Genomic DNA, 23,827 nt, shown 5'->3' with positions numbered 1-23,827 from the left:
GTGGCGGGCCTCCTTGTTTTTCGAGCGGGTGTTCGATCACGAACGCGATCGGCGGGACCATAGCAGAGCGCTCATGGCGGAACGGTGAACACCGGTATCGCCGCCCGCGCGCCAGGGTCAACCGGCGCGGTCTGCAGGCGGGGCGCGCAGCAGGCGCTGCAACCGGGCCCCCGCCGGCGCGAAGTTCGCCTGCAGGTGTGCCAGCAGGGCCTCGGCCTGCCCGGAATGGTCCGCTCCGAGGTTGCAGACGTAGACGTCCAGCGTGACCACGCCGCGCTCCGGCCAGGTGTGCACCGCCAGGTGCGATTCGGCCAGCAGCACCACGCCCGTCACGCCGGCGGGCTGCGCGGAGCCGGGCAGGGGAGCAAAGCGGTGGAAGAGCTCGCCCACCGCCCGCAGTCCCGCCGCGGCGACGGCGGCCAGGCAGGCTTCGCGCAGCGCCGACGGGTCGGTCATGGCCAGCGCGTCGGCGGCGCAGCCGGCCAGATCGGCGGTGAGGTGCAGGCCTTGCATGGCGGCGATTATCCCGGCGCCTGCGGTCGCTCAGCGCGACGAAACCGGCTCGAAACCAGCCCCCTGCGGCCGCCGATTAAAATCGCCGGTTCTCCCCGCTTCCCCGACCGGCCCCGCCAGGGGCCCAGGACCGCCCATGGCCGCCGACGACACGACGCTCCTCTCCCCCACCCCCGCCACCGCCGACAAGCCCCTGCAGATGGCCGACGCCATCCGCGCCCTGGCGATGGATGCCGTGCAGCAGGCCAACTCCGGCCACCCCGGTGCCCCGATGGGCATGGCCGAAATGGCCCAGGCCCTGTGGACCCGGCACTTCAAGCACCATCCCGGCAACCCGCATTGGGCCGACCGCGACCGCTTCGTGCTCAGCAACGGCCACGCCTCGATGCTGATCTATTCGGTGCTGCACCTGACGGGCTATGACCTGCCGGTCGAAGAGCTCAAGGCCTTCCGCCAGCTGCACAGCATGACCCCGGGCCACCCCGAGGTCGACGTGACGCCGGGCATCGAGACGACCACCGGGCCGCTCGGCCAGGGCATCACCAACGCGGTCGGCATGGCGCTGGCCGAGAAGCTGCTGGCCGCCGAGTTCAACCGCGAAGGCCACGCGATCGTCGACCACCGCACCTACGCCTTCCTTGGCGACGGCTGCCTGATGGAAGGCATCAGCCACGAGGCCTGCGCCCTGGCCGGCGCCTGGAAGCTGAACAAGCTGATCGCCCTTTACGACGACAACGGCATCTCGATCGACGGCAAGGTCGACCCCTGGTTCGTCGACGACACCCCGGCGCGCTTCAAGGCCTACGGCTGGAACGTGATCGGCCCGGTCGACGGCCACGACGTAGGAGCCATCGACGCCGCCATCGACGCCGCCCGCCGCTCCACCGACAAGCCCAGCCTGATCGTCTGCAAGACGGCCATCGGCAAGGGCTCGCCCAACCGCGCCGGCACTTCCAAGGCCCACGGCGAGCCGCTGGGCAGCGAAGAGATCAAGCTCACCCGGGAGGCCCTGGGCTGGAACCACGAGCCCTTCGTGCTGCCGGACGAGATCCTCCACGCCTGGGATGCGCATGACGCCGGCGCCGCCGCCGAGGGCGAGTGGAACGCCCGCTTCGCCACCTACACGGCGGCCTACCCTGAACTCGCCGCCGAGTTCACCCGCCGCATGGCCGGCGACCTGCCGAAGAACTTCGCCGAGATCGCCGTCGAGGCGGTGGGCCAGGCCCACGAGAAGGCGGAGACGGTCGCCAGCCGCAAGGCCAGCCAGCTCGCGCTGGAGCAGTTCACGGCAGCCCTGCCCGAGATGCTCGGCGGCTCGGCCGACCTGACCGGCTCCAACCTCACCAACACCAAGTCCACGCCTTCGCTGCGCTTCGACGCCGCCGGCGCGGTGGTGAAGGATGAGCAAGGCCGCATCGGCCGCCACATCAACTACGGCGTGCGCGAGTTCGGCATGGCCGCCATCATGAACGGCGTCGCGCTGCACGGCGGCTACATCCCCTACGGCGGCACCTTCCTGACCTTCAGCGACTACTGCCGCAACGCCATCCGCATGGCCGCGCTGATGAAGCGCCGCGTGGTGCACGTGTTCACCCACGACTCCATCGGCCTGGGCGAGGACGGTCCGACGCACCAGTCCATCGAGCATGCCGCCAGCCTGCGCCTGATTCCCAACCTCGACGTCTGGCGCCCCGCCGACACCACCGAGACGGCAGTCGCCTGGACCATGGCCCTGGCCAACAAGCACCGCCCCAGCGCGCTGCTGCTGTCGCGCCAGAACCTGCCCTACGCGCCCAAGCAGGATGCCGACGTCATCACGCGCGGCGCCTACGTGCTGGCCGAACCGAGCGAAGTCGGCCTGAAGAAGGCGGCCCAGGCGGTGATCATCGCCACCGGGTCCGAGGTGCAGCTGGCCCTGAACGCGCAACAGATCCTGGCCCAGGCCAAGATCGCCGTGCGCGTGGTCTCCATGCCGTCGACCAGCGTGTTCGACCGCCAGGACTTGGCCTACAAGACCGAGGTGCTGCCGCCCAAGCTGCCGCGCATCGCAGTGGAGATGGGCGTGACGGATTACTGGTGGAAGTACGGCTGCGCCGCCGTCGTCGGCATCGACCGCTTCGGCGAATCCGCTCCCGCCGGCGTGCTGTTCAAGCTCTTTGGCTTCACGGCGGAGAACGTGGCCTTGACGGTGCGCAAGGTTCTCGGCAAGTAATCGAACAAGGGGCGGCCGCGAGGCGCGCCCCTCGTTGTTTTGGCCTCAGCATTCCATCATCGACACGCCAACCTAGGAAGACAAGCATGACGATCAAGATCGGTATCAACGGTTTCGGCCGAATCGGCCGCATGGTGTTCCGCGCCGCGGTGCAGAACTTCGCCAACGACATCGAGGTCGTCGGCATCAACGACCTGCTGGAGCCGGACTACCTGGCCTACATGCTGAAGTACGACAGCGTGCACGGCCGCTTCAAGGGCGAGGTCGCGGTCGACGGCAACACGCTGATCGTCAACGGCAAGAAGATCCGCTTGACCGCGGTGAAGGATCCGGCGGAGCTGAAGTGGGGCGAGGTCGGCGCCGACGTCGTCGTCGAATCGACCGGCCTGTTCCTGACCAAGGAAACCGCCGAGAAGCACCTGGCCGCCGGTGCGAAGAAGGTGATCCTGTCGGCTCCGTCGAAGGACGACACGCCGATGTTCGTCTACGGCGTGAACGACAAGACCTACGCCGGCCAGGCCATCATCTCCAACGCCTCTTGCACGACCAACTGCCTGGCACCGGTCGCCAAGGTGCTGAACGACAGCTTCGGCATCAAGCGCGGCCTGATGACCACGGTGCATGCCACCACCGCCACCCAGAAGACCGTCGACGGCCCGTCGAACAAGGACTGGCGCGGCGGCCGCGGCATCCTGGAGAACATCATCCCGTCGTCGACCGGCGCCGCCAAGGCGGTGGGCGTGGTGATCCCCGAGCTGAACAAGAAGCTGACCGGCATGAGCTTCCGCGTGCCGACCTCGGACGTGTCGGTGATCGACCTGACCTGCGAGCTGGTCAAGGAAGCCAGCTACGAGGACATCTGCAATGCGATGAAGGCGGCCTCGGCCGGCGCGATGAAGGGTGTGCTGGGCTACACCGAGGACAAGGTGGTCTCCACCGACTTCCGCGGCGAGGCCATGACCTCGGTCTTCGACGCCGAAGCCGGCATCGCCCTGGACAAGACCTTCGTCAAGGTCGTGGCGTGGTACGACAACGAGTGGGGCTACTCGAACAAGGTGCTCGAGATGGTGCGCGTGGTGGCCAAGTAAGGCGTTCTGCTGCACAGTGAACAAAGGGGCCTGCGGGCCCCTTTTGCGTTGGTGCCATGGTGTCGTCGCCTATGCGCAAGTGCGGCTGCGTGCAAGTTCGAAGCTAGGGGACCGACCCGTCATGTCAGGCCCCTAGAGTCGTCGCAGTCCATCCAACACAGGGAACCGACGACCCATGAGAACCGCCCTCACGACCCTCGCGCTGGCTGCCATCGCCACCACCAGCCTGGCCGCCGAACCGGCGACCTACCGCTGCGAACGGCTGCTGCAAGCGTGGACCAATGCGGCCGACATCGGCCGCGACGGCGCGGTGGCCGGCACGTATCGGCCCGACCATGACACCTGGCACGCCGCCGTCTGGCGCGGCCGTCGCGCCGAGATGCTGCCCAACCCGACCGGCATGGAAAGCGGAACCGCCGTCGCCTTCGCGATCAATCGCCAGGGCGACCTGGCCGGTTCGCTCACCTACCTCGGCCACGAGCTGCCCTTCGTCTGGATCCAGGGCGTGCCCACCGCGCTGCCGCAGCTGACCGACGCGTTCGGGGCGAACGGGCGGGCCAACGACCTGAACGCCCGCGGCCAGGCGGTCGGCTTCAGCACCAATGCGCTGGGCGTCGAGCATGCCGTGGCGTGGAAGAACGGCCAGGCGATCGACCTGGGCGCGCTGGCCGGCGTCCACGGGCCGCACAAGACCGCGAGCCGCGCCCATGCGATCAACGCCTCGGGCACGATCGTCGGCCGCAGCGACGCCCCCCTCAACACCTGGCATGCGGTGCAGTGGACCGGCGGCCGGTCCAGCCTGGTCGACCTGGGCGCTTCTGCTTACGGCGCCTACTCCGAGGCGCTGGCCGTCAACCGCGACGGCGTGGTGGTCGGGTTCAGCAGCCTGGGCGAATGGACCTCGCCCTACCGCCCGATAGGCTGGATCGACGGCATCGCCTTCGACCTCCAGGCGCCGGCCGGAGCGGCCGAAGCCCGGGCGACCGACATCAACGATGCCGGCACGGTGGTGGGAAGCATCGATTCGCAGGACAAGGGCGCGCTGGTCTGGCCGCATTACGGCGACGTGCCGATCGACCTCAACACGCGGCTCGATGCCGACGGCTGCCGCGATGCCGCGGGCCACAGCTACCGGCTGACGCACGGCATCGCCATCAACGAGCGCGGCCAGATCCTGGCCGGCAGCTTCGTGCTCTACGACCATTTCGAGGCGTTCCGTCTGACGCCTCGCTGAAGCAGCCCGTCGCGAGGCGCCTGGTCATCGCTCACGCCACGGCGTCGATCTCGGCCAGGCCCTCGCGGAACCGCGCCAGGTGCCAGCGCATGCCGTCGGCGATGGTCGCCCAGGTCCGGGGCGGGAAGTCCGCCGGCAGCTCGGCCTGCACCTGGTCGACAGCGGCCTCGACCCGATCCACCAGCCCCAGCATCGCCTTCCACGCGGCAGGGCCGCCGTTCTTCATCGCCCATTGGTGCCAGTGGCGCGTGCGGATGCGCTCCAGCTCCCAGTGCACGTTCTTCGAGCGCATCGCCATCGCCAGCCGCGCCCGCTGGCGGCGCCACTGGTTGGGGCCGTCGCCGATGTAGGGCCACATCGACAGCACGTCGTACAGCGGCGTCAGGGCATAGGCATCGCCGGCGTGCAGAAAGATGGAGAAGTTCTTCGCGTGGCCGTCGGTGGCGGCCATCAGCCAGAAGGCCAGCTGCGCCCGTTGGAAGGTGGATGCATCCTTCGCCCCCTGCCGGCTGCCGGAGAGCAGGCGCAGGCCGTCCGCCAGGCCCGGGCCGCCGTCGGCCTCGTACTTGGCCGAAGGCGGCAGGCCCAGGGCCTGGCAGAAATCCTCCTGCGGCAGGCGGGCGATCCAGCGGCCGCCGTCCATCCACGCGCGGTCGAAGCGCTCGACGACGAGCGCCTGCTGGTCCTCGAAACAGGCCATCTCCGTGCGGGCCACCGGCAGCCCCAGCGCCGCCAGGAGGCGGCTGCAGACCCATTCGTTGGCCACCGAGTCGCCCAGGTCGACACGGCGAGAGCCGCCGACCAGGCCCAGGGGCAGCTTGAGGATGTGGGTCGTCGGCGTAGCCCCATGGGGCAGGGCCCAGCGGCCGTCGGGCAGCCGCAGCAGGCCTGTCTTCTCCTGCGCGCCGGCGATGGAGATGCGAAAGGGCTCCTCGTCCTCGCCCCAGGCGCCGGGGCCGGTGCCGGTGGCCACCGCACGCAGGATCGCAGCCGTGCGTGCCTCGTCCAGCGTCCGGTACTCGACGCGGTCCCAGCCTTCCGGCTGCGTCCCGTCCGGCATCAGCTGCACCGCCCCGACGCAGTCCCGGCCGATCGCCTCGAGCAGCGTGAAGGTCCCGGCGTCGCGTAATGCGAAGCGGCGGGCGAGGCGCGCCCGGATGTGCTCGTTGTCGGGCAGCAGGTTGTCGAAGTAGTGGGCGACGGCGGGCCCGCGCACCTGGCGCGCCGGCGTGACGGGCAACGACAGCGACAGCGACCGCCGGCGCGGCGATTCCATCCAGCCCTCGTCGTAGACGAAGCGATGGATGCCGCGTTCGACACGCCAGGTGCCGACACGCTCGCCATTCATCCAGGCGCCCAGGGCGTTCATGGTACGGGGCTCACCAGCTGCCCGGCGCTGATGCCGCGCCCTGGACAGCGTCAGCCTCGACGTGGAGATGGAGCGTGGCGCCGAGCGCCGACAGCAGCTTCACCAGTTGCTCGAGACTGACCGTGCCGGGGTGGGCCTCGATCTCGGCCATTCGGGCCTGCTTCACGCCTATCAGCTCGCCGAGCTGCGCCTGCGTTAGGCCGCGCGCCTTGCGCAGGGCCTTCAGCTGCGGCTTCAGCTGCTCGGTCAGGCGTATCGGATAGCTCATGGCAGACCCCCCAAGGAGTCTGCATATTACTGGTTCAGGGCGATAGTCGCAAAATACTGCGTAAGGCCAATATTCGTACAATACTGGCGTTGACCGATATCAATCTCCCTGGCACCTGCCTCGCCTCAAGCGTCGAAATGGCGCCTGAGCACGGGCACCAGCGAGGGATGCGTCTCGATGCTTTGCAGCAGCGCATGGAACTGCGGCCGCTCGGCCGCCAGGTGCTTGCGGGCGCCGGACCACTTCGAGACTATGGCCGCCATGATGTCCAGCGCGCCGGGCTGCGCGCCGCCGAGGAAGGGATGGCCGGCGAAGGTGTCGGCAAAGATCTCCCAGTGGCGGTGCAGCACGCGGCGGGCGCCCTGGCGCACGGCCTCCTGCGCGGCCTCCGTGGTCTCGGTGGTGTAGCGCTCGGGATAGTCGATCTGGCTGATGGCGCTGTAGCAGTTGGCGGCGATGAAGACCAGACCGCGCAGGGTCTGGGCGCGTGCCGAGGCTGTGGCCGGCAGCAGGCCGCTTTCGGGGAACTCCAGGCCCAGGTGCATCAAGACCGCCGCGCTTTCGGTCAGCACGCTGCCGTCGGGCAGCACGAGCGTCGGGATCTGGCCCAGCGGGTTGACCTTCTTCAGCTCGTCGTAGGCCGAATCGGCCTCCCACCGCGAGGCCCGCACGATGCGGTACTCGAGACCGCAGCGCTCGAGGCCGGCCTCGGCGATCGACGAGCCGCTGCCCCTGGTTCCGTAGAGCGTGTACATGCCGGATCCTCCTTGGGTTCAGGCCAGCTGCAACGGCAGGCTGCGCAGACGCTGGCCGGTGAGAACGAACAGGGCGTTGGCCAGGGCCGGCGCCACGGGGGGCAACGCGGGCTCGCCCATGCCTGTCGGCGCCCGCGTGCTGTTGATCCAGTGCGTCTCGACGACCGGAGCATCCCGCATGCCCAGCAGCGGGTAGTCGGGGAAGTTCTTCTGCTGCACCTCGCCCCCGACGATGTCTATGCGGCCCGCGAGCGCCGCCGACAGGCCGAACACGACGCTGCTCTCGACCTGCTGGGCGACACCATCCGGATGCACCACCGTGCCGCAATCCAGCGCGCAGACCACGCGGTGCACGCGAGGGCGCTTCTTGCCATCTACCGTCTCGATCGACACCTCCAGCACCTGCGCGACGATGGTGCCGAAGCTCTCGTGCAAGGCGACACCCCGCGCGCGGCCGGCGGGCAGGGGCTGCCCCCAGCCGGCCTTGTCCGCCGCCAGCTTCAGCACCGCCGCATGCCGCGGCATGGCTTCGAGCAGGCCCAGCCGGAAGGCCACGGGATCGGCCCTGGCGGCCTGCGCAAGTTCATCGATGAATCCCTCGCTGAAGAAGGCGTTGTGCGAGTGGCCGACCGAGCGCCAGAAGCCGATGGGCACGCCACTGCGCGTGGCCACGTGCGCCATGCGCTGGTGCGCCACGTCGTAGGCCAGGTCGAACAGGCCCTCGGCGGTGGTCTTGTCGGGCGTGTCGACCGGGCCGGACAGACTGGGCAGCGTGCGTTCCATCCAGCGCGGGCTGATGGCATCGCCGGCGCTGTGGATGGCCAGGGCCACCAGGCGGCCGTGCTCGTCGAGCCCGCCGCGCAGCAGCGCCGCGCCGGCCGGGCGGTAGAAGTCGTGGCCGAAGTCCTCTTCGCGCGGCCAGACCAGCTGCACAGGGCGGCCACCGGTCTCCATCGCGACGCGCACCGCTTGCGCGATCACGTCCACCTCCAGCCGGCGGCCGAAACCGCCCCCCAGGAGGGTGACGTGCAGGGTGACCTTCTCGGGATCCACGCCGGCCACGCGGGCCGCGGCGTCGCGGGCCTGGGTGGGCACCTGGGTCGGCGCCCAGACCTCGACCGCGCCATCCGCGCCGACGCGCGCCGTGCAGTTCATCGGCTCCAGGGTCGCGTGGGCCAGGTAGGGCGCCTGGTAGAGGGCCTCGAGCTTCTGCGCCGACTTGGCGAGGCCGCCGGCGCCATCGCCGCGCGAGTAGAAGCCGAAGCCATCGTCATCGGATGCGGCGGCCTTCGCTTGCGCCGCGAGCTGCTCGACGATGGCTGCCGACTCCAGCCCGCCGCCCGGTGGCGCGCGCCATTCGACCTCGAGTGCCTGCACGCCCTGACGCGCATGCCAGGTGCTGCGCGCGACGACCGCCACCGCATCGGTCGACCCGGCCAGCGGCGGTAGCCGCACGACCCGCTCCACGCCGGGCCGCTTCATCGTCTCGCGGGTGTCGATGCGGCCCGGCACGCCGCCGATGGCCGGCGCATGGCGCACGACGGCGTACACCATGCCGGGCACGCGCGTGTCGAGCCCGTAGCGGGCGCTGCCGTTGCTCTTGGCCAGCGCATCGCGCCGCGGCTGCGGCTTGCCGATCACGCGCCACTGCTCGCGCGGCTTGAAGCGCACGTCGCCGGGCCGCGTGGATGCGGCCGCCACGGCCAGCTCGCCGTAATGGGCGTGCTCGCCGCCGGCGGCATGGCGCACCACGCCGTCCTCGACCTGGAATTCGTCGACAGGCAGCTTCCAGCGCAGCGATGCGGCACCCAGCAGCTGGGCCCGTGCGGTGGCTGCAGCCAGGCGCAGCGGGTCCCACGCGTCGGCCACCGTGGAGGATCCGCCGGTGACCGCGATGCCGAGCTCGCGCGCCACCTTGCGCACCATCCATTGGCCCAGGCGCGCGCCGGTCGTCTGGTGGCCGGGCTCGGTGCTGGAGGGGTGCAGGGGCAGGCTGCCGACGAACATCGCCACGTTGCCGTAGATCGAATCGTGCGGTGCCTGCACCGGCGTGACGCGCGCCGGCGCGATGTCCATCTCCTCGGCCACCAGCAGCGCGAGTGCGGTGTGCACGCCCTGGCCCATTTCGGCGAAGGGCGTGGCGAACGCGACGCTGCCGTCCGGTGAGACCTTGATCCAGCCGTTGAGCGCGATGTCGCCGCCATCGGCCGGCCACAGGGAGGCGGCGCCCAGCCGGCTCCTCGGCGGCAGGCCGGCCCAACCCAGCACCAGCGCGCCGGCGGCGCCCAGGCCCGACAGCAGCATGAAGCGGCGCGTCAGCTTCATGCCTTCTTGCCTCCGCGCATCGCCTCGGCGGCACTGCGGATGGCCACCCGCACGCGCGGGTAGGTGCCGCAGCGGCAAAGGTTGGTGATGGCCGCGTCGATGTCGGCGTCGCTCGGGTTGGCGTTCTTCTGAAGCAGGGCGGACGCGGCCATCAGCATGCCGCTCTGGCAGTAGCCGCACTGCGGCACGTTGTGTTCCACCCAGGCTTGCTGCAAGGCATGCGGTGCCTCGGGCGAGCCCAGGCCCTCGATGGTGCGGATGGCCTTGCCGGCCACCGATGACACCGGCGTGACGCAGGTGCGAACGGCCTGCCCATCCACGTGCACGGTACACGCACCGCAGGCAGCGACACCGCAGCCGTACTTGGTGCCCGTCATGTTCAGCACGTCGCGCAGGACCCACAGCAGCGGCATCTCGGGCGCCACCGCGGCATCATCCAGCGCCGTCTTCCGGCCATTGATCATCAGTTCCATGGGCAGCCAAACTCTCCAACGCCCGGCCGGGCGGCGTGGGGAGTTTGGCAGATCCGCCCGGTCGCGCCGTTCAGCCCGGCGGGCGCGATTGCAACGTTGCGTGTATGGCTGGACCCACCTGCGCACGCCGAAGCGTTTTCGTCGGGGCAGCCTGCTGCGCGCGCTTCCCTTGCCGACTCCACAATCTCTTGATCGCCAAGCTGTGCTGACTTGCTTGTATCCCGGGTCCCACTCGGAATCGCATGGCGCCGTGGGTAGGCCGATGCGCCGAAGTTACATAACGTGAAATAGGGAGGAATTGAACATGCGACTCACTCTTCGGCGACTTCGGGCGGCGTCTCGGGGACGGTCAGCGCTCAGCGTCAGCGTGCGCAGCGGCGGCGGCCCCAACTGTTCCCAGGATCCGCGGCCCTGTTCCTGATGACGACGCCCATCGGCAGACGGCGGCTCGCCTGCCTTCTTCTCGCCTGGCTGTCGCTCGGCGCGGTGCCCATTGCGGCGCTGGGTCAGTCCGGCGGCACGCGGACGCTCGCGGACCGGGTCTCACCCAAGGTGGTGGAGCGGATCGAGGCGACCGGCTCGTGCAAGGTGCTGATCCGGCTGGCAGCCCTGGAATTGACCGAAGGCAGGCGCCGGGAAACCGATGAGATCTACGCGGACCGGTCCACGACCACGGCGCAAAAACAGGTGCTGAACGACGCGGCCGGCCAGCGGTATCGAGCCAAGCTGACGGCCATGAAGGCGGCCTTTACCGCCGCCATGGACTCCCACGAGATCGAAGTCATCGGGGACGTGCCGTCCGGTCCTGAAGTGCAAGCCATCGTGCGCTCGCTCGCGGCGCTGGACCGATTGGCGACCCATCCTTCGGTCGAGTTTGTGTTTGCCCAGGAGCCGGTGTATCTGCCCTGAACGGCGCGCGATATCGCGCCGTTCAGCCCGCCTGGCGAGTCTGCAACGCCGCATGCATGAGCTGGACGCGGTTGCGAACGCCGAAGCGCTTGCGAAGGCGGCGCAGGTGGTAGTCGACGTTGTGGCGCGAGATGTCGAGCCGCGCGGCGATCTGCTTGTCGCCCATGCCGCGCGACAGCAGGTCGAGGATCTGCTCCTGCAGGGGTGAAAGAACGCCCATGGGGCGGTCTTCGTCCGTGTCGAGCTCGCCGGGTGAGCCGCGGTGCAGCTCGTCCAGGCACCAGGCGACCAGCAGCACGCGGCCGAGGGCGGCATCGTCGAGCCGGCGCGGTGGCGTGCCCCGCGAGAGCAGGCTGACGAAGCGCCGCGGCTGGCCGGGCAGGGCCGGCAGAGCGAGCATCAGGCCGCCGGACACGCCGCGCTCGTGCAGGTCGTCGACGAGTGCGCACAGCTCGGTCCGGTGGTCCGCGGCCACCGGCTGCCGGGCCAGCTCCTGCAGCGTCCACAGGCAGGGCAGGCTGCTGCGCTCGATGGCGCGCAGGCGGGGGTCGAACTCCTGGTAGCGGCGCGCGAAGTAGCGCTCGGTCCAGCGGCGGTCGGCGTATTCGCTGCAGAAGGAGCGCACGACGGGCGCGCCGCGGCTCGTGTCCAGGGCGCCGAAACCGACCTCGTCGAAGCCCAGCGCCTGCAACACCGCCTGCACCCGCTCGCGGCGGTGGCAGGCGCTGCCGGCCTCCTTCAGCTCCGCAAGCAGCGCGGGCTGCAATCCCCAGCACGGCGGGAAGCCGGCCTGCGGCGTGTCCGCGTCCGATCGCAGGTCTCGCCCTTCCGGCGCCCAGGCGTGCAAGTCCAGCATCTGGTCTCTCCCCGTGTCCTCGAGCACGACGCTCTCTCGAAGTGCCAAGCGCGAGCGGCAGGCGCGAGGGATCACGCCGTTTCAATTGGGAACGGCCGATACAGGGTCAGGATGGGGTGCGGCGAGACCCTGCACGAGGGAGAAATCGATTCATCCGGACCCGCGGCCTGTTACCGAAACCCAGCCGAGCGCCCGTGCCATCGCAGTCGCCAAGGGCTCGGGCACGGTCTGGTCCTGCGGCACCGTTTGGTCCAGTTGCTCGGCCAGTTCGGCGTGCTCCAGCCGCGGCAGGCTGCGTTGCTCGGCGAGGGTGCGGATCTGCGCGGCCATCTCGCCCCGTCCCTTGGCCGCGACGAAGGAGCCCGAGCCAGAGCCGAGGCGCATGAGCGCGATGGCGATGCCGGGGGTCCAGACCACGACGTGGGCGTACTTCAGCCGATCCGGCAGGGCGTTGAACAGCGCCTCGTGACGCAGGCCCTGGCGCCGCTGGCGCACATGCGGGTCGCCCTCGTCGTCGCGGTGCTCGCGCCGGATCTCGTCGAGCGACATGCGCTGCTGGCGCAGGTGGTCGAAGCGCTGGAAGGCGAGGTCGGCAGCGGCCACCAGCACGAAGATGACTGCCGCCCAGGCGCTCACGCGCCACAGCAGCGGGCCGGCCACGTCCAGCACCTTCAGCGGCGGCGCATGGCCGAGCCGCACCGCGCTGTCGAGCGACCAGCGCACGCTGGCCCAGACGACCGCGCCGAGCAGGAGCGTCTTGAGCACCAGCAAGGCCAGGCTGAAGGCATTGCGCCAGGCGAAGATCTGCTGCAGTCCCTGCACCGGGTTCAGGCGGTTCAGGTCGGGCCGGATGCGCGGCCAGGCCAGTAGCGGCCCGACCTGCACGAAGGACGCAATCGTGGCAAAGGCCGCGGCCAGCAGCAGGGCCGGCAGGGCGAGCTGCCCCAGCGTCAGGCAGGCCTGCAGGAGGAAGGGGCCGAGGAACTCAGGGCCTTGCGCCCAGGCCACCGGATCGATCGCGCGCCACCACAGGCTACGCAGCGCCGGCAACAGCCCGTGTGCCGACCAGACGATGCCGAGCATCGCGCCCATGAAGGCGGCCGCGCTGCTCAGCTCGCCGCTGCGGGGCACGTCGCCCCTTTGGCGGGCCTCCCGCAGGCGGCGCGCGGTCGGCTTGAACGTCTTGTCGCTCATCGCTATCGCTGCGAAAGACTCTTCCAGACGTCCAGCACGTTGGTGCCGGGCCGCACGATGTCCAGCAGGGCCTCGTTCAGCAGGCCCAGGCAGATCAGCAGCATGAAGATGGCCACCAGGCTCTTCAGCGGCTGGGCGATGACGAAGACGTTGAACTGCGGCACGAAGCGGCCGAGCAGCCCGAGGCCGAAGTCGACCAGCATCAGCACCATCAGCACCGGCGCCCCCAGCTTGACGATCCAGTTGAACAGCGAATCCGCCTGGTGGATGGCGAAGGCCTCGAGCAGACGCGGCAGGTCGGGCATGGGCGCGGCCAGCGGCCACACGCGGTAGGACTCGGCGATCAGGCCCACCACGCCGGTCAGCCCGCCGGCGCTGACGAACAGCACCGCCATCACCCAGCCGAGGAACTGGCCGGTCGGGCCGCCCTGATGGCCGAAGGCCGGATCGAAGAACTGCGCGTTCGACGCGCCGGTGTGGAAGTCGACGAGGTCGCCGACGCTCTGCACCGCCCACATGAACACGCCCAGCCCGAGCCCCAGCACCAGGCCGACCAGGCCCTCCTTGGCGGCGATCACCAGCGCCTCGGCCGGCGTCACGCCGGTGGCCGGGCCGGCCAGCGGCAGCATCAGGATGCCGAACAGGAAGACCAGGCCCCGTCGCACCGAGCCGGGGATCATGGTTCGCGACAAGAACGGCACGACGAGGAAGAGCACGAACGGCCGCGGCAGCAGCAGCACCATGGCCAGCGCATCGCGGTGGGCCTGCTCCAGCACCGGGCCCAGCCAGGCGAGCATGCCGCCCGCATCGGGCGAGAGCGGTGCTTCAGCGCCCATCGCCTCGCCACCAGCGCAGCGGAGACAGGTCTTCGAGCTGCTGCTCCTCGGCCCGTTGCGTGGCCGCTTCGGCACGCGCCTCGGCGCGCTCGATGGCCTGCTGCGCCCGATCGCGTTCCTGCGCGGCGCGGCGCGCCCCCGTTTGCGCAGCGCGCGCGCTGAGCTGGGCCTGCAGGGCTTCGGCATGCGCCAGCAGCGCGAGGCGGCGGCCGTCGTCGATGCGCCGCTGCAGCTCGCCTGACCACTGGTGGCCTTCGCGCCACTCCGCGGCCGAGGCGGCTGCAATTCGCGCCGTGCCATGGCGGCGGCGCGCATCGGCCTGTTGTCGCACCGCCGCGTCCTGCTGCAGTGCCTGGTGCTGGCGCTGCTGCCAAGCGGCGGCGGCCTGCGCTGCGCGGGCCGCGGCCAGGCGCTGCCGGCGTTCGCGGATCTGGCGGACCTGCCCCCAGCGCCGGGCGTCGAGTTCAGTCATGGAGTGCGTTCAACGCCGCGACGGCTTCGTCCCAGCCGATGGCCGCGGACTCGTCCTGGCGCAACAGCGCTTCGATGGCCGATCGGCTCTGCACCGCGGCATCGGCCTCGGCATCGGCGCCGGGGCGGTACTCGCCGATCTGCAGCAGCAGCTCGACCTCGCGGTAGCGCGCCATGAGCGCGCGCACGCGGCCGGCAGCGCGGCGGTGCGCCTCGTCCACCACCCGCGGCATCACGCGGCTGATGCTGTCCAGCACGTCGATCGCCGGATAGTGGCCGGCGCCCGCGAGATCGCGCGACAGCACGATGTGGCCGTCGAGGATGGACCGCACCTCCTCGGCCACCGGGTCGTTGTCGGCCTCGCCTTCGGTCAGCACGGTGTAGACCGCGGTGATGGTGCCGCGCGAGCCTGGCCCGGCGCGCTCCAGCAGCCGCGGCAGCATCGCGAAGACGGAGGGCGGGTAGCTGCGCCTCGTCGGCGGCTCGCCGCAGGCCAGGCCGATCTCGCGCTGGGCGCGCGCCAGGCGGGTCAGCGAATCGACCAGCAGCAGCACGCGCCGGCCCTCGTCGCGGAAGTGCTCGGCCACGCGCGTGGCGGCCTGTGCGCAGCGCAGGCGCTCGGCGGCCGGCCGGTCGGAGGTCGACACCACCATCACGCAGCGGTCACGCCGCGCCGCCAGCCCCGTCTCCAGGAACTCGGCCACCTCGCGGCCGCGCTCGCCGACGAGCGCGACCACGACCACGTCGGCCTCGCAATGGCGCGCCAGCATGCCCAGCAAGGTGCTCTTGCCGGCGCCGGGCGGGGCGAACACGCCGATGCGCTGGCCTTCGCCCAGGGTCAGCAGGGTGTCGATGGCCCGCACGCCGGTCGGCAGCGGCCGGGCGATGCGCTGGCGCGCCAGCGCCGGTGGCGGCATGGCCCGCACCTCGACGCGCACGCAGTGGAGCAAAGGGCCGGCGCCATCGATCGGTTCGCCCATGGCATCGATGACGCGGCCGAGCAGGCCGGGGCCGACGGGGCACTGCGCCGCGTGGCCCGTCGGCATCACGGCCGCACGCGCCGCCAGGCCGTCGATCGCGCCCATGGGGGCGAGCAGCGCGGTGCCTTGCGAGAAGCCCATCACCTCGGCGAGCAACGGCGCGCCCCTTCCGACCGACAGCTCGCAGACCTCGCCCACGCGGGCCAGCAGGCCGGTCGCCTCGATCGTCGGGCCTATGGCCTTGGTGACCTGGCCGACGACACGTGCCGGCGGCGCCTGCGCCAGGCGTTGCCGCAGGTCGGCCAGGAGGTCCGCAGTCGTGGTCATGGCGATGTCTGCAGCGCCCGGCGCAAGGCCTCGACCTGCGCCTGCAGGCCCATCTCGACGTGGCCGGCGGCGGTCTGCAGCCGGCACTCGTCGCCGGCCAGCGTGTCGTCGACCGCGACGCGGACCTGGCCTGCATGCCGTGTGCCGTCCAACACGCGAGTCAGCGCCACTTCGGCGTCTTCGCGCGCTCCTTCGGCGACCCACAGCGTGACCACCGGCTCGTGGGCCCACATCGCCTCGAGCCGGCGCAGCACGGCTTCGTAGCGCAGCGCGGGCGGCAACTCGCCCAGCGCCTGCGCCAGCGACTCGACCACCAGCCGCGCGATCGCCTCGCGCTGCGCATGCACCGCGTGCTCGGTGGCCCAGGCCTGGGCGAGGTGTCGCTGCACATGCTCGGCCTGCGCCTCCCGCCAGCCCTGGTGGTAGCCGTCGCGCAGGCGCTGCTTCGCCTCGCGCTCGGCGTCCTTGCGCACCCGCGAGGCCTCGCGCTGCGCGGTGGCGATCACCGCGTCGGCATCGAGCAGCGCGGCGTACTCGTCGGCCTTCAGCACCTTGCGCTCGCTCAGCAGGTGCAGGTGCTCGGCGGTGATCAGAAAAGCCAGTCCCATGATCCGAACCTCTCGGGCAATGCGCACATGAACAGCAACTCCTCATAGACCTGGCGGCGCTCGGGCGGCATAGCCGGCGGGCCGGCCTGCGCGACGCTGCGCGGAAAGCGGATGCGGGTGCTACGCCACAGCCCCTGGCCTTCGCTGGCGAGCAGGCCGAGCATCAGCTGGTAGCCGCGCCGCAGCACGACGCGGCCGGCGGCCCGCGGCCGCTGCACCAGCGCGCGCGGGCTCATGGCCAGCGCCGGGCACGAGGGCCAATGCGAGAGCGCGAAATCCGGCAGACCGCGGTCCAGGCGTTTGGCCTGGCGCCACATCTCAAGGGCCAGGCCGGGCGTCTCGAAATGGTCGCGGTGGGCGACGAAGCCGGCGACGAGCGCGAGGCGGCGCAGCGAGCGGCCGTCCATCCAGGCCAGTCGCTCGACCGGGCTGTCGGGACGCGTGGCCGCCTCGGCCGCGTCCGGCACCGCGTGGGTGCGCCGCAGCCAGGTCGAAGCCGCCTGGTGGCCGCCCTCGCCGAGCCGGATCGGCCCGTGCTCACGCCAGCCCGGGGGCCACCAGCTGGCGTGCGCATCCAGCGATGGCCGCGTCGCGGCACGCAGTCGCGCTCGCAGGGCGGCCGTCGTCACTTGACGAATCCTGCGCGCCGCAGCCACACCCGCAGCGGCAGGCCGGAGCGGCGCAGCAGCCAGGGCAGCGCGACGATGGCCGCGGCGGCGAGGAGGGCCACGATGGCCAGCGTCAGCAGCGCGGTGCCGCTCAGGCCGAGCGGGCCGGTGACGTCTGGCGCGACACGGGCACGCGCCGCGCCCAGCGTCTCGCTCGCCGGCACCAGCGTCAGCGAGACCTGCTCGTAGCTGAGGCCCTCGACGCTGTGCGCGACCAGCTCCTTGACGGCCGGCGCCAGCAGCCGCAGGTCCATGCCCGGCCGGTGCTTGATGAAGACGGCCGCCGAGCTGGGCTTGAGCTTGTCGCTCATCGGGTCGTTGGCCGGGATCACGACGTGCACCCGCGCCGAGACGACACCGTCGATCTCGGCGACGGTGCGCGACAGCTCCTGCGACAGGCCGTAGATGTAGCGCACCCTCTCCTCGGCCGGCGTGGCGACCAGGCCCTGCTTCTGGAACACCTCGCCGAGCGAGGCGTGGCGCGGGCCAGGCAGGCCACGCTCCTGCAGCAGCTCGACAGCCGCAGGCAGGTCGTGCTCGTCGACCTGCAGCTGCCAGCCTGATTCGCCGCCCTGGACCTTGGCCGCATCGATGCGGGCACCGGCCAGCGCCGCGAGCATCTGGTTGGCCTCGGATTCGGTCAGGCCCGAATACAGCTCGACGCGGCAGCCGGCCAGCGCGGCCGCCAGCAGCAGGGCCGCCAGGAGGCGCGGGCGGCTACTCATTGCTGGTCAGCAGCTGGTGGAAGGTGGTGTTGGCCGCGCTCGCCAGGGCGCTGGTCACCGACAGCATGGTGCTTTCGCTGGCCAGCTGGACGCTGGTCTGGATGGCGAAGGTGCTGACGCGCTGCAGGCCCTCGATGGTGCCGTCGTTGAGCGCGCCCACTTCGGCCAGCGCCGTGGTCGGCGGCAGGCCGGTGCGGCCGGGCGAGATGACGCTGTCGGTCAGGCGATTGAGCAGCTCCAGCGGCGGCGACGAGCGGCGGGCGGCCTCGGAGCGCACGCCGTGGCCCACGGCGTCGGGCGCCTGCGCGGCCTGGTGCAGGGCCTGCAGGGATTGATCCATCGACGGCGCCGTCGCGCCTGCCGCGGCCTTGGGCAGGCCGGCGCCGGCAGCGGACACGGGGTCTATGGGCAGGGTCATGGCGGCCTCCTGAAATCAGTGCGTGAAGGTGTGGGCCGGGGCGGGCGGGCCACCCCGGCCCAAGGCTTTACTCCTTGACCTTGGCCGACTGGCGAAGGTCTCCGCCCAGCTGGGCAGCCAGGTCGCCACCGGCCTTGCTGACGCCGGTGATGGCGGCCGTCTCGGTCTGGATCGCGGCCAGGCGGATCGAGGCGAGCTGCGCCTCCTCGGCCCGCTTCTGGAAGTCGTCGACGCCGCCCGTGATGCCGCCGTTGCCGGCTGCTTGCGTGCTTGCCATGCTGTTCTCCTGTGTCGTAGGGGTGAGGGACATGCGGCCCGTTCAGGGCGCGCGCGATTCCCGCCGGCCGCGGCTGCTGCGCCCGGCCGGTCGGAAATGGGGGAAGGCGATGCGGCGCTCAGGGGCCATCGCCGGAGTTCTCTTCGGTGGGCGGCGCCAGGTCCTCGGCGCGCACCGGGCCGAGGGCACCACCGCTTCGCAGCGGCGCGCCCTCGAAGTAGCGGTCGCCGTTGGCCAGCTGCACGAAGCGCAGGCCGTCGGGGCCCTCGGTGATGCTGACCACGCGGGCCGGCAGGTGGTCGGCCCAGTCGGGCGTCGCCTTGCTGGCGGTTCGGGCGGCGGGCTTGTAGTGAAGCTCGTCGTCGACCACGACCATGGGGTAGAGGTCGCGCGTCAGGCGCTTCACGCGCTCGGCCGTCGCCGGCTGGTCGGTGGCGCCGCTGAGCTGCAGGTGGCCCTGGCCGCGGTAGCTGACGGCGACGCCGGGGTCGGCCAGGAACTCGCGCGCCCGGTTGACCACCTCGTCCAGCGGCGTCACGCCGAGCTGCACCCGCCCGCCCACGCCGCGCACCGCCTGCGCCAGCGCCTGCTGCCGCGCAGCCGATTCGACGAAGCCGGTGAGCCGCACGCTGCCAGCGGCATCGGGAGGCTGCGCGACCACCTCGGGGTACTCGCGCAGGACGGCCCGCAGGCGCACCGCGTCGAGCGCCGGGCCGTCGTCGGCCGTGCCACGCGAAGGCGGCCGCCAGGCCAGGGCCGCGGCGGTGGCGGCGAAGGCGGCCAGCAGCACCACCGCGGTGGCACGAGGCCACCAGCGGCCGGAGGCCTTGTGCAGGGCGGCGCGGGCGGCGGCGGCAGATTCCTCGTCGAGGAACATCGAGTCCGGTGCGTCCCCGGCCGGTGCCTGCGCGTACTCGCGGTCGACCTGCATGTCGATGCCGCCGACGCGCAGCACGTCGCCCGGCACCAGGCTGCGTCGCTCCGATGCCATGGCGGCGCCGTTGAGCTCCACCGCGGCCTCGCCGAGCCGCCGCACGGTGAGGGCGACCTCGCCGGCGGTGAGGGCCAGGTGCTGGCCGCGCGCGTCGGTGTCGGGCAGCAGCACCTCGCACTCGGGCGCGGAGCCGAGGGTGTTGGTGCCGGGCTTGAGCGCGATGCGGCGGCCGCGCATGCCGCTGCTGAGGAAGCGCAGGCACCAGGCGTCATGCGGCGTGGGGCGGGTCATGACGCGCTCCTCATGAGCCGCTCCAGGGCAGGGTCTCGGCCTCGCGGCTGGGCGGCGCAGGGCGCACGTCGGCCGGCCGGGGCGGCATGCGGGCGATCGGTGCAGCCGCCACCGGCGCGCTCCCGTCCGGCAGCACGAAGCGCGGGGTCAGCAAGTAGAAGCGCTCCAGCTTGCCGCCCTTGTCCTCGGAGTACTTGAACAGCCGCCCGAGCACGGGGATGGCCGACAAGCCCGGCACGCCCGAATCCGCGGTGCTCTTGCTCTCGCTCGAGTAACCGGCGATCAGCAGGCTCTTGCCCTCGCCGACCATGGCCTGCGTGTTGACGCTGCGGCGGCGCACGATCGGGATGTTGTCCACCGTCTCGGCGGCCAGGCTGTCGTCGCCGATGTTGATCGCCAGCTTGACGCTGTGGGCGCCTTCCTCGTCGATCACCAGCGGGGTCACGCGCACGTCGGTGCCGGCGCTGACGGTGTAGAGGCTCGCGTCCTGGTAGCCCGGCACCTTGACGTAGAACTCGCTCTTGTTCTGCAGGCTGGCCTCGGTGTTGTCCAGCGTCAGCACCTTGGGCCGGGCGACGAACTTCGCGCGGCCGTTGGTGGCCAGCGCGCTCACGCGGGCCAGCAGGAAGTCGCGCATCTCCTTGCCGAGCGAGGCGGTGATCACCACGCCCGAAGGCACGGTGGGGCCCGTCTGGCCGGCGGCGGTGGTGGCGCCGGCCCAGGTCAGCGGCGGGTTGGTGCCGTTGCCGGTCTGCACGTCCATCTGCGTGCCGTGGGCGCGCCAGTCGACGCCCAGGCGGTCCACCGAGTCGTCGCTGATGTCCATGATGGTCAGCTCGATCTCGACCAGCCGCGGCTTGGCGTCCATCGATTCGATCAGCTTGGCGTACTGCGCCATGCGCTCGGGCACGTCGCGCACCAGCACGGCGTTCATCCGCGCATCGGCCTGGAACTGCGGCGCGTCGACCGCGGCGGACCAGGCGCCGTTGGAGTCGCCCGCGTCGGCGGCCGCAGCGTCGGCGGCCGGCGTGCCCGTCGCGGAGGAGGCATTCGCAGCGGCTGCGGCCTTGGCACTCTTCATCCGCGGCACCTGCGTCGCACCGCTGCCGCCGTTGCCGAGCGGCGAGCCGGCCGCGCTGCGCGAGCCATAGAGGCTGCGCAGCGTCGTCACCACGCCCGGCACCACGAGCGGGCCGCCGTCGCGCGTGAGCCGCAGGTCGTTGGCCCAGGCGTAGCGCAGCGGGAACATGCGCACTTCGGCATGGTCGACCTGCGAGGCGCGGTAGTCGATCGACTTGACGATCTGCCGCACCATCTCGACATAGCGCTTGGGGCCGCTGACGAAGACGCTGTTCTCGTTCTGGCTGATGACCAGTGGGTAGCGCTTGTCCCAGACCTGCAGCTTGTTCAGCGTGTCGGCGATGCGCGGCGCATTGCTGCCGAGGATGGGCAGCACCTCGTTGCGCGCATCGGCCGCCTGTTCGATGAACAGCAGCGAGCCGTCGAAGTACCAGGTCAGGCCGTAGTTGCTGCATACCGCGTCGAGCACGGTGCGGGCATTGCCGCCGCGCGTGCTGCCACCGAAGGTGCCGCTGATGACGCCGTCGATCTTCGGGTCGATCACCGCGGTGGTGCCTTGCGAGGCCGCGAGCTCGCGCAGGAAGTCGGCCAGCTTCTTCTCGCTGGCCACGATGCGCACCGGCTTCGCGTTCGCCCAGCGCAGCTCGGCCGCGTGGGCGTGGGCGCTCAGGGCCAGCAGGAGAGCCCAGGCCAGGCGCGCTTTCATGACAGCTTCTCCATCGATTCGAAGGCTCGTTCGGCGAAACGCAGCACCTCGCTGCCCAGCCAGCTGACGCCCACCATCAGGCTGATCAGCACGACGACCAGGCGCACCGCCTGGCCGATGCTCTGGTCCTGGATCTGCGTGACCGCCTGCAGGATGGCCACGCCCAGGCCCGCCACGGTGGCGACGACCACCAGCGGCAGGCTCACCCACAGCACCACCGACAGCGCGTCGCGCGTCAGGCCCAGCAGGTCATGCCCCATGCGCGGCCTCCGTGCCGGTGACCCAGCCGACCGGCTGCAGCGTGATGTCGTCGTCCACCTCCTGGTACGACAGCACCGGCAGCTTCGGCAGCGCCGGCGCGATGAGGTTGCGCACATAACGCCGCACCGCGCTGGAGACGACCAGCACGGTCGAGGCCGGCGCGCCTTCGACCAGGCTGCGGAGCTGGTCGAAGATGGCCTGCTTGACGGCCGGATCCAGCAGCAGCCGGTTGCCCAGCGCACCGCGCTCGATCGAGGCCTCGATGCGGTCGATGAGGTGGGTGTCGAACAGGACCGCGTGGATCTCGCGCCGCGGCGTGGCATGCAGGCTGGTGATGTAGGGCCCGAGGTCGGCGCGCACCAGCTCGGTCAGGGCGATGGAGTCCTCCTCCCGCGGCGCCCAGCGCACCAGGCTTTCGAAGATGGCCTTGAGGTTGCGCACCGGGATGTTCTCGGTCAGCAGGCGGCGCAGCGTCTCGGCGATGCGCTGCACTGGCACCACGCGCGTGACCTCGACCGCCAACTCCGGCGCCTGCGCCTGCATGCCGTGGATCAGCTGGCGCACCTCCTGCAGCCCGATCAGCGCCGGCAGGTGCTGGCGCGCGACCCGCTCGACCAGCGCGGCCAGCGGGGCTTCGGGCGATGGGGCATCGATGGCCTGGGTGGCCTGCACCACGTCCTGCACCAGCACGGCCACCTGGCCGGCCGGCACGGCGGCCGAGGCGGCCACCTGGATGCGCGGGAACACCGGCCCCAGCTCGGCCTCGACGCGATGGCGCGCCTGCTCCAGCAGCCGGTCCAGCTGCGAAGGGTCGATGGCCGAGTGCAGGTCCGGCGCCAGCCGCAACGCCACCGGGAAGGTCAGCGCCCCGCCGGCCACGCCGGTGCCGACTTCGTCGTGAAAGATCCACTCCGGCGTGTCGCCGCGCTGCCGGTGCCGCCGCGCGGCCCAGGCGAAGCCGAAGAGCAGGACCAGCCAGACGAGGAAGGCCCAGGCCGGGAAGCCCGGTGCGAGCATGAAGCTCGCCACCGCCAGGCCGGCAACGAACAGCGCACGCGGATGGTTGGCGAACTGGCCCAGCATCTGCGCAGCCAGCGGCTGGGATTCGCGCTCGCTGCCGCCGCCGCAGCGCGTGATGACGATGCCGGCGGCGATGGACACCAGCAGCGAAGGGATCTGCGAGACCATGCCGTCGCCGACGGTGAGGATGGCGTAGCGCTGGACGGCGTGCGCCACGTCCATGTCGTGCATCAGCGTGCCGACCGCGACACCGCCCAGGATGTTGACCGCCGCCACCACCAGGCTCGCGATGGCGTCGCCCTTGACGAACTTCATCGCGCCGTCCATCGCGCCGTGCAGCTGGCTCTCCTGCTCCAGCTGGGCGCGCCGGGCCTGGGCCTGGGCGTTCGACAGGTTGCCCGCGCGCACCTCGGCGTCGATGCTCATCTGCTTGCCGGGCATCGCATCGAGCGCGAAGCGCGCGGCCACCTCGGCGACCCGCTCCGAGCCCTTGGCGATCACGATGAACTGCACGATCGCCACGATCAGGAACACGACGCCGCCGACGACGACGTTGTTGCCCACGATCAGCTTGCCGAAGGCATCGATGATCTGGCCGGCGTGCGCATGCAGCAGGATCAGCTTGGCCGACGCGATGTTCAGCGCCAGGCGGAACAGGGTCGTGAACAGCAGCAGCGAAGGGAAGGTCGACAGCGACAGCGCCGAAGGCACGTACATCGACACGATCACCAGCGCCACGCTGATCGAGAGGTTGGCGGCGATCAACAGGTCCAGCGCGGCTGCCGGCAGCGGCAGCATGAACAGCGCGACGATGCCGACGAGGAACAGCGCCAGCAGCGCATCGCTGTGGCGCATCGCCGCCATCAGGGGCGAACGCGGCCGCGGCGCGGCGGTGGTTCCTTCGAACAGGGGCATGACGGGTGGCGAAGGGGTGGAGGCAGGCGATGTTCGCGATGAAGGGGCGGTGCCTCAACGACGAGTGTTCGTAAGGCCAGGCGCCTCGCGGTCGCATACGCCGACTCGTAGTTC

The 23,827-nt window shown here is 71.2% G+C and carries 24 protein-coding genes; 4 read left to right on the top strand and 20 right to left on the bottom strand.

Going from position 1 to position 23,827, the window contains the following annotated elements; translation table 11 throughout:
* Positions 1–117: 117 nt before the first annotated feature.
* Positions 118–513: an adenosylmethionine decarboxylase gene (speD, locus tag ACS5PM_RS08700; RefSeq protein WP_439387204.1), complete on the bottom strand. Its 396-nt coding sequence runs from the start codon at positions 511–513 to the stop codon at positions 118–120.
* 136 nt (positions 514–649) lie between these two features.
* Between speD and tkt the strand changes: the two genes are divergently transcribed.
* From tkt to ACS5PM_RS08685, 3 genes are all read left to right on the top strand, one after another.
* Positions 650–2,725 (top strand): transketolase, encoded by a 2,076-nt coding sequence (gene tkt / locus ACS5PM_RS08695; RefSeq protein ID WP_439387203.1) that lies wholly within the window; start codon positions 650–652, stop codon positions 2,723–2,725.
* Between the two features lie 86 nt (positions 2,726–2,811).
* Positions 2,812–3,813, top strand: coding sequence for a type I glyceraldehyde-3-phosphate dehydrogenase (gene gap, locus ACS5PM_RS08690; protein ID WP_439387202.1), 1,002 nt, complete (start codon positions 2,812–2,814; stop codon positions 3,811–3,813).
* A 175-nt stretch (positions 3,814–3,988) separates the two neighbouring features.
* Entirely contained in the window at positions 3,989–5,047 is a 1,059-nt protein-coding gene (locus ACS5PM_RS08685; RefSeq protein ID WP_439387201.1) for a hypothetical protein, read from the top strand.
* Positions 5,048–5,078: 31 nt separating this feature from the next.
* Here ACS5PM_RS08685 and ACS5PM_RS08680 read toward each other — a convergent pair whose 3' ends face one another.
* From ACS5PM_RS08680 to ACS5PM_RS08660, 5 genes are all read right to left on the bottom strand, one after another.
* Positions 5,079–6,416: a type II toxin-antitoxin system HipA family toxin gene (locus ACS5PM_RS08680; RefSeq protein ID WP_439387200.1), complete on the bottom strand. Its 1,338-nt coding sequence runs from the start codon at positions 6,414–6,416 to the stop codon at positions 5,079–5,081.
* Between the two features lie 10 nt (positions 6,417–6,426).
* On the bottom strand, positions 6,427–6,684 hold the full coding sequence (locus tag ACS5PM_RS08675) for a helix-turn-helix domain-containing protein (protein ID WP_439387199.1): 258 nt from the start codon (positions 6,682–6,684) through the stop codon (positions 6,427–6,429).
* A 125-nt stretch (positions 6,685–6,809) separates the two neighbouring features.
* Positions 6,810–7,439 (bottom strand): glutathione S-transferase family protein, encoded by a 630-nt coding sequence (locus ACS5PM_RS08670; protein WP_439387198.1) that lies wholly within the window; start codon positions 7,437–7,439, stop codon positions 6,810–6,812.
* An 18-nt stretch (positions 7,440–7,457) separates the two neighbouring features.
* The gene (locus ACS5PM_RS08665) at positions 7,458–9,764 is read right to left on the bottom strand and encodes a xanthine dehydrogenase family protein molybdopterin-binding subunit (protein WP_439387197.1); all 2,307 of its coding nucleotides are present in this window, start codon (positions 9,762–9,764) and stop codon (positions 7,458–7,460) included.
* Entirely contained in the window at positions 9,761–10,237 is a 477-nt protein-coding gene (locus ACS5PM_RS08660) for a (2Fe-2S)-binding protein (RefSeq protein WP_439387196.1), read from the bottom strand. Before ACS5PM_RS08660 ends, ACS5PM_RS08665 begins: the two co-directional genes overlap by 4 nt.
* Before the next feature lie 420 nt (positions 10,238–10,657).
* Between ACS5PM_RS08660 and ACS5PM_RS08655 the strand changes: the two genes are divergently transcribed.
* Positions 10,658–11,146, top strand: a complete 489-nt coding sequence (locus tag ACS5PM_RS08655) for a hypothetical protein (RefSeq protein WP_439387195.1) — start codon at positions 10,658–10,660, stop codon at positions 11,144–11,146.
* Between the two features lie 22 nt (positions 11,147–11,168).
* Here ACS5PM_RS08655 and ACS5PM_RS08650 read toward each other — a convergent pair whose 3' ends face one another.
* The 14 genes from ACS5PM_RS08650 to ACS5PM_RS08585 form a co-directional block, all read right to left on the bottom strand.
* A complete protein-coding gene (locus tag ACS5PM_RS08650; RefSeq protein ID WP_439387194.1) occupies positions 11,169–12,002 on the bottom strand; it encodes a helix-turn-helix transcriptional regulator in 834 nt (277 codons plus the stop codon).
* A 150-nt stretch (positions 12,003–12,152) separates the two neighbouring features.
* Positions 12,153–13,196 carry an EscU/YscU/HrcU family type III secretion system export apparatus switch protein gene (locus ACS5PM_RS08645; RefSeq protein WP_439387193.1) on the bottom strand — a complete coding sequence of 348 codons (1,044 nt, stop codon included), beginning with the start codon at positions 13,194–13,196 and terminating at the stop codon, positions 12,153–12,155.
* 2 nt (positions 13,197–13,198) lie between these two features.
* Positions 13,199–14,032, bottom strand: a complete 834-nt coding sequence (gene sctT / locus ACS5PM_RS08640) for a type III secretion system export apparatus subunit SctT (protein ID WP_439387192.1) — start codon at positions 14,030–14,032, stop codon at positions 13,199–13,201.
* Positions 14,022–14,504 (bottom strand): hypothetical protein, encoded by a 483-nt coding sequence (locus ACS5PM_RS08635; RefSeq protein ID WP_439387191.1) that lies wholly within the window; start codon positions 14,502–14,504, stop codon positions 14,022–14,024. The genes sctT and ACS5PM_RS08635 overlap by 11 nt, the downstream gene beginning before the upstream one ends.
* Positions 14,497–15,810 (bottom strand): FliI/YscN family ATPase, encoded by a 1,314-nt coding sequence (locus ACS5PM_RS08630; protein ID WP_439387190.1) that lies wholly within the window; start codon positions 15,808–15,810, stop codon positions 14,497–14,499. The genes ACS5PM_RS08635 and ACS5PM_RS08630 overlap by 8 nt, the downstream gene beginning before the upstream one ends.
* Positions 15,807–16,418: a type III secretion system stator protein SctL gene (sctL, locus tag ACS5PM_RS08625; RefSeq protein WP_439387189.1), complete on the bottom strand. Its 612-nt coding sequence runs from the start codon at positions 16,416–16,418 to the stop codon at positions 15,807–15,809. The genes ACS5PM_RS08630 and sctL overlap by 4 nt, the downstream gene beginning before the upstream one ends.
* Positions 16,400–17,047 carry a type III secretion system protein gene (locus ACS5PM_RS08620; protein WP_439387188.1) on the bottom strand — a complete coding sequence of 216 codons (648 nt, stop codon included), beginning with the start codon at positions 17,045–17,047 and terminating at the stop codon, positions 16,400–16,402. Before ACS5PM_RS08620 ends, sctL begins: the two co-directional genes overlap by 19 nt.
* Positions 17,044–17,811, bottom strand: coding sequence for a type III secretion system inner membrane ring lipoprotein SctJ (sctJ, locus tag ACS5PM_RS08615; RefSeq protein WP_439387187.1), 768 nt, complete (start codon positions 17,809–17,811; stop codon positions 17,044–17,046). The genes ACS5PM_RS08620 and sctJ overlap by 4 nt, the downstream gene beginning before the upstream one ends.
* Positions 17,804–18,229 (bottom strand): hypothetical protein, encoded by a 426-nt coding sequence (locus tag ACS5PM_RS08610; protein ID WP_439387186.1) that lies wholly within the window; start codon positions 18,227–18,229, stop codon positions 17,804–17,806. The genes sctJ and ACS5PM_RS08610 overlap by 8 nt, the downstream gene beginning before the upstream one ends.
* Before the next feature lie 67 nt (positions 18,230–18,296).
* Complete coding sequence (locus ACS5PM_RS08605) at positions 18,297–18,506, bottom strand: hypothetical protein (protein ID WP_439387185.1); 210 nt, start codon at positions 18,504–18,506, stop codon at positions 18,297–18,299.
* Between the two features lie 118 nt (positions 18,507–18,624).
* Positions 18,625–19,731 carry an FHA domain-containing protein gene (locus tag ACS5PM_RS08600; RefSeq protein WP_439387184.1) on the bottom strand — a complete coding sequence of 369 codons (1,107 nt, stop codon included), beginning with the start codon at positions 19,729–19,731 and terminating at the stop codon, positions 18,625–18,627.
* Between the two features lie 10 nt (positions 19,732–19,741).
* Complete coding sequence (gene sctC, locus ACS5PM_RS08595; protein WP_439387183.1) at positions 19,742–21,517, bottom strand: type III secretion system outer membrane ring subunit SctC; 1,776 nt, start codon at positions 21,515–21,517, stop codon at positions 19,742–19,744.
* The gene (sctS, locus tag ACS5PM_RS08590; protein WP_439387182.1) at positions 21,514–21,777 is read right to left on the bottom strand and encodes a type III secretion system export apparatus subunit SctS; all 264 of its coding nucleotides are present in this window, start codon (positions 21,775–21,777) and stop codon (positions 21,514–21,516) included. The genes sctC and sctS overlap by 4 nt, the downstream gene beginning before the upstream one ends.
* The gene (locus ACS5PM_RS08585; RefSeq protein ID WP_439387181.1) at positions 21,767–23,713 is read right to left on the bottom strand and encodes an FHIPEP family type III secretion protein; all 1,947 of its coding nucleotides are present in this window, start codon (positions 23,711–23,713) and stop codon (positions 21,767–21,769) included. Before ACS5PM_RS08585 ends, sctS begins: the two co-directional genes overlap by 11 nt.
* Positions 23,714–23,827 lie beyond the last annotated feature (114 nt).

The sequence above is a fragment of the Ideonella flava genome (genome assembly GCF_051857595.1).
Lineage (GTDB): Bacteria > Pseudomonadota > Gammaproteobacteria > Burkholderiales > Burkholderiaceae_C > Ideonella.
This window is presented reverse-complemented; position numbering and strand designations above follow the sequence as displayed.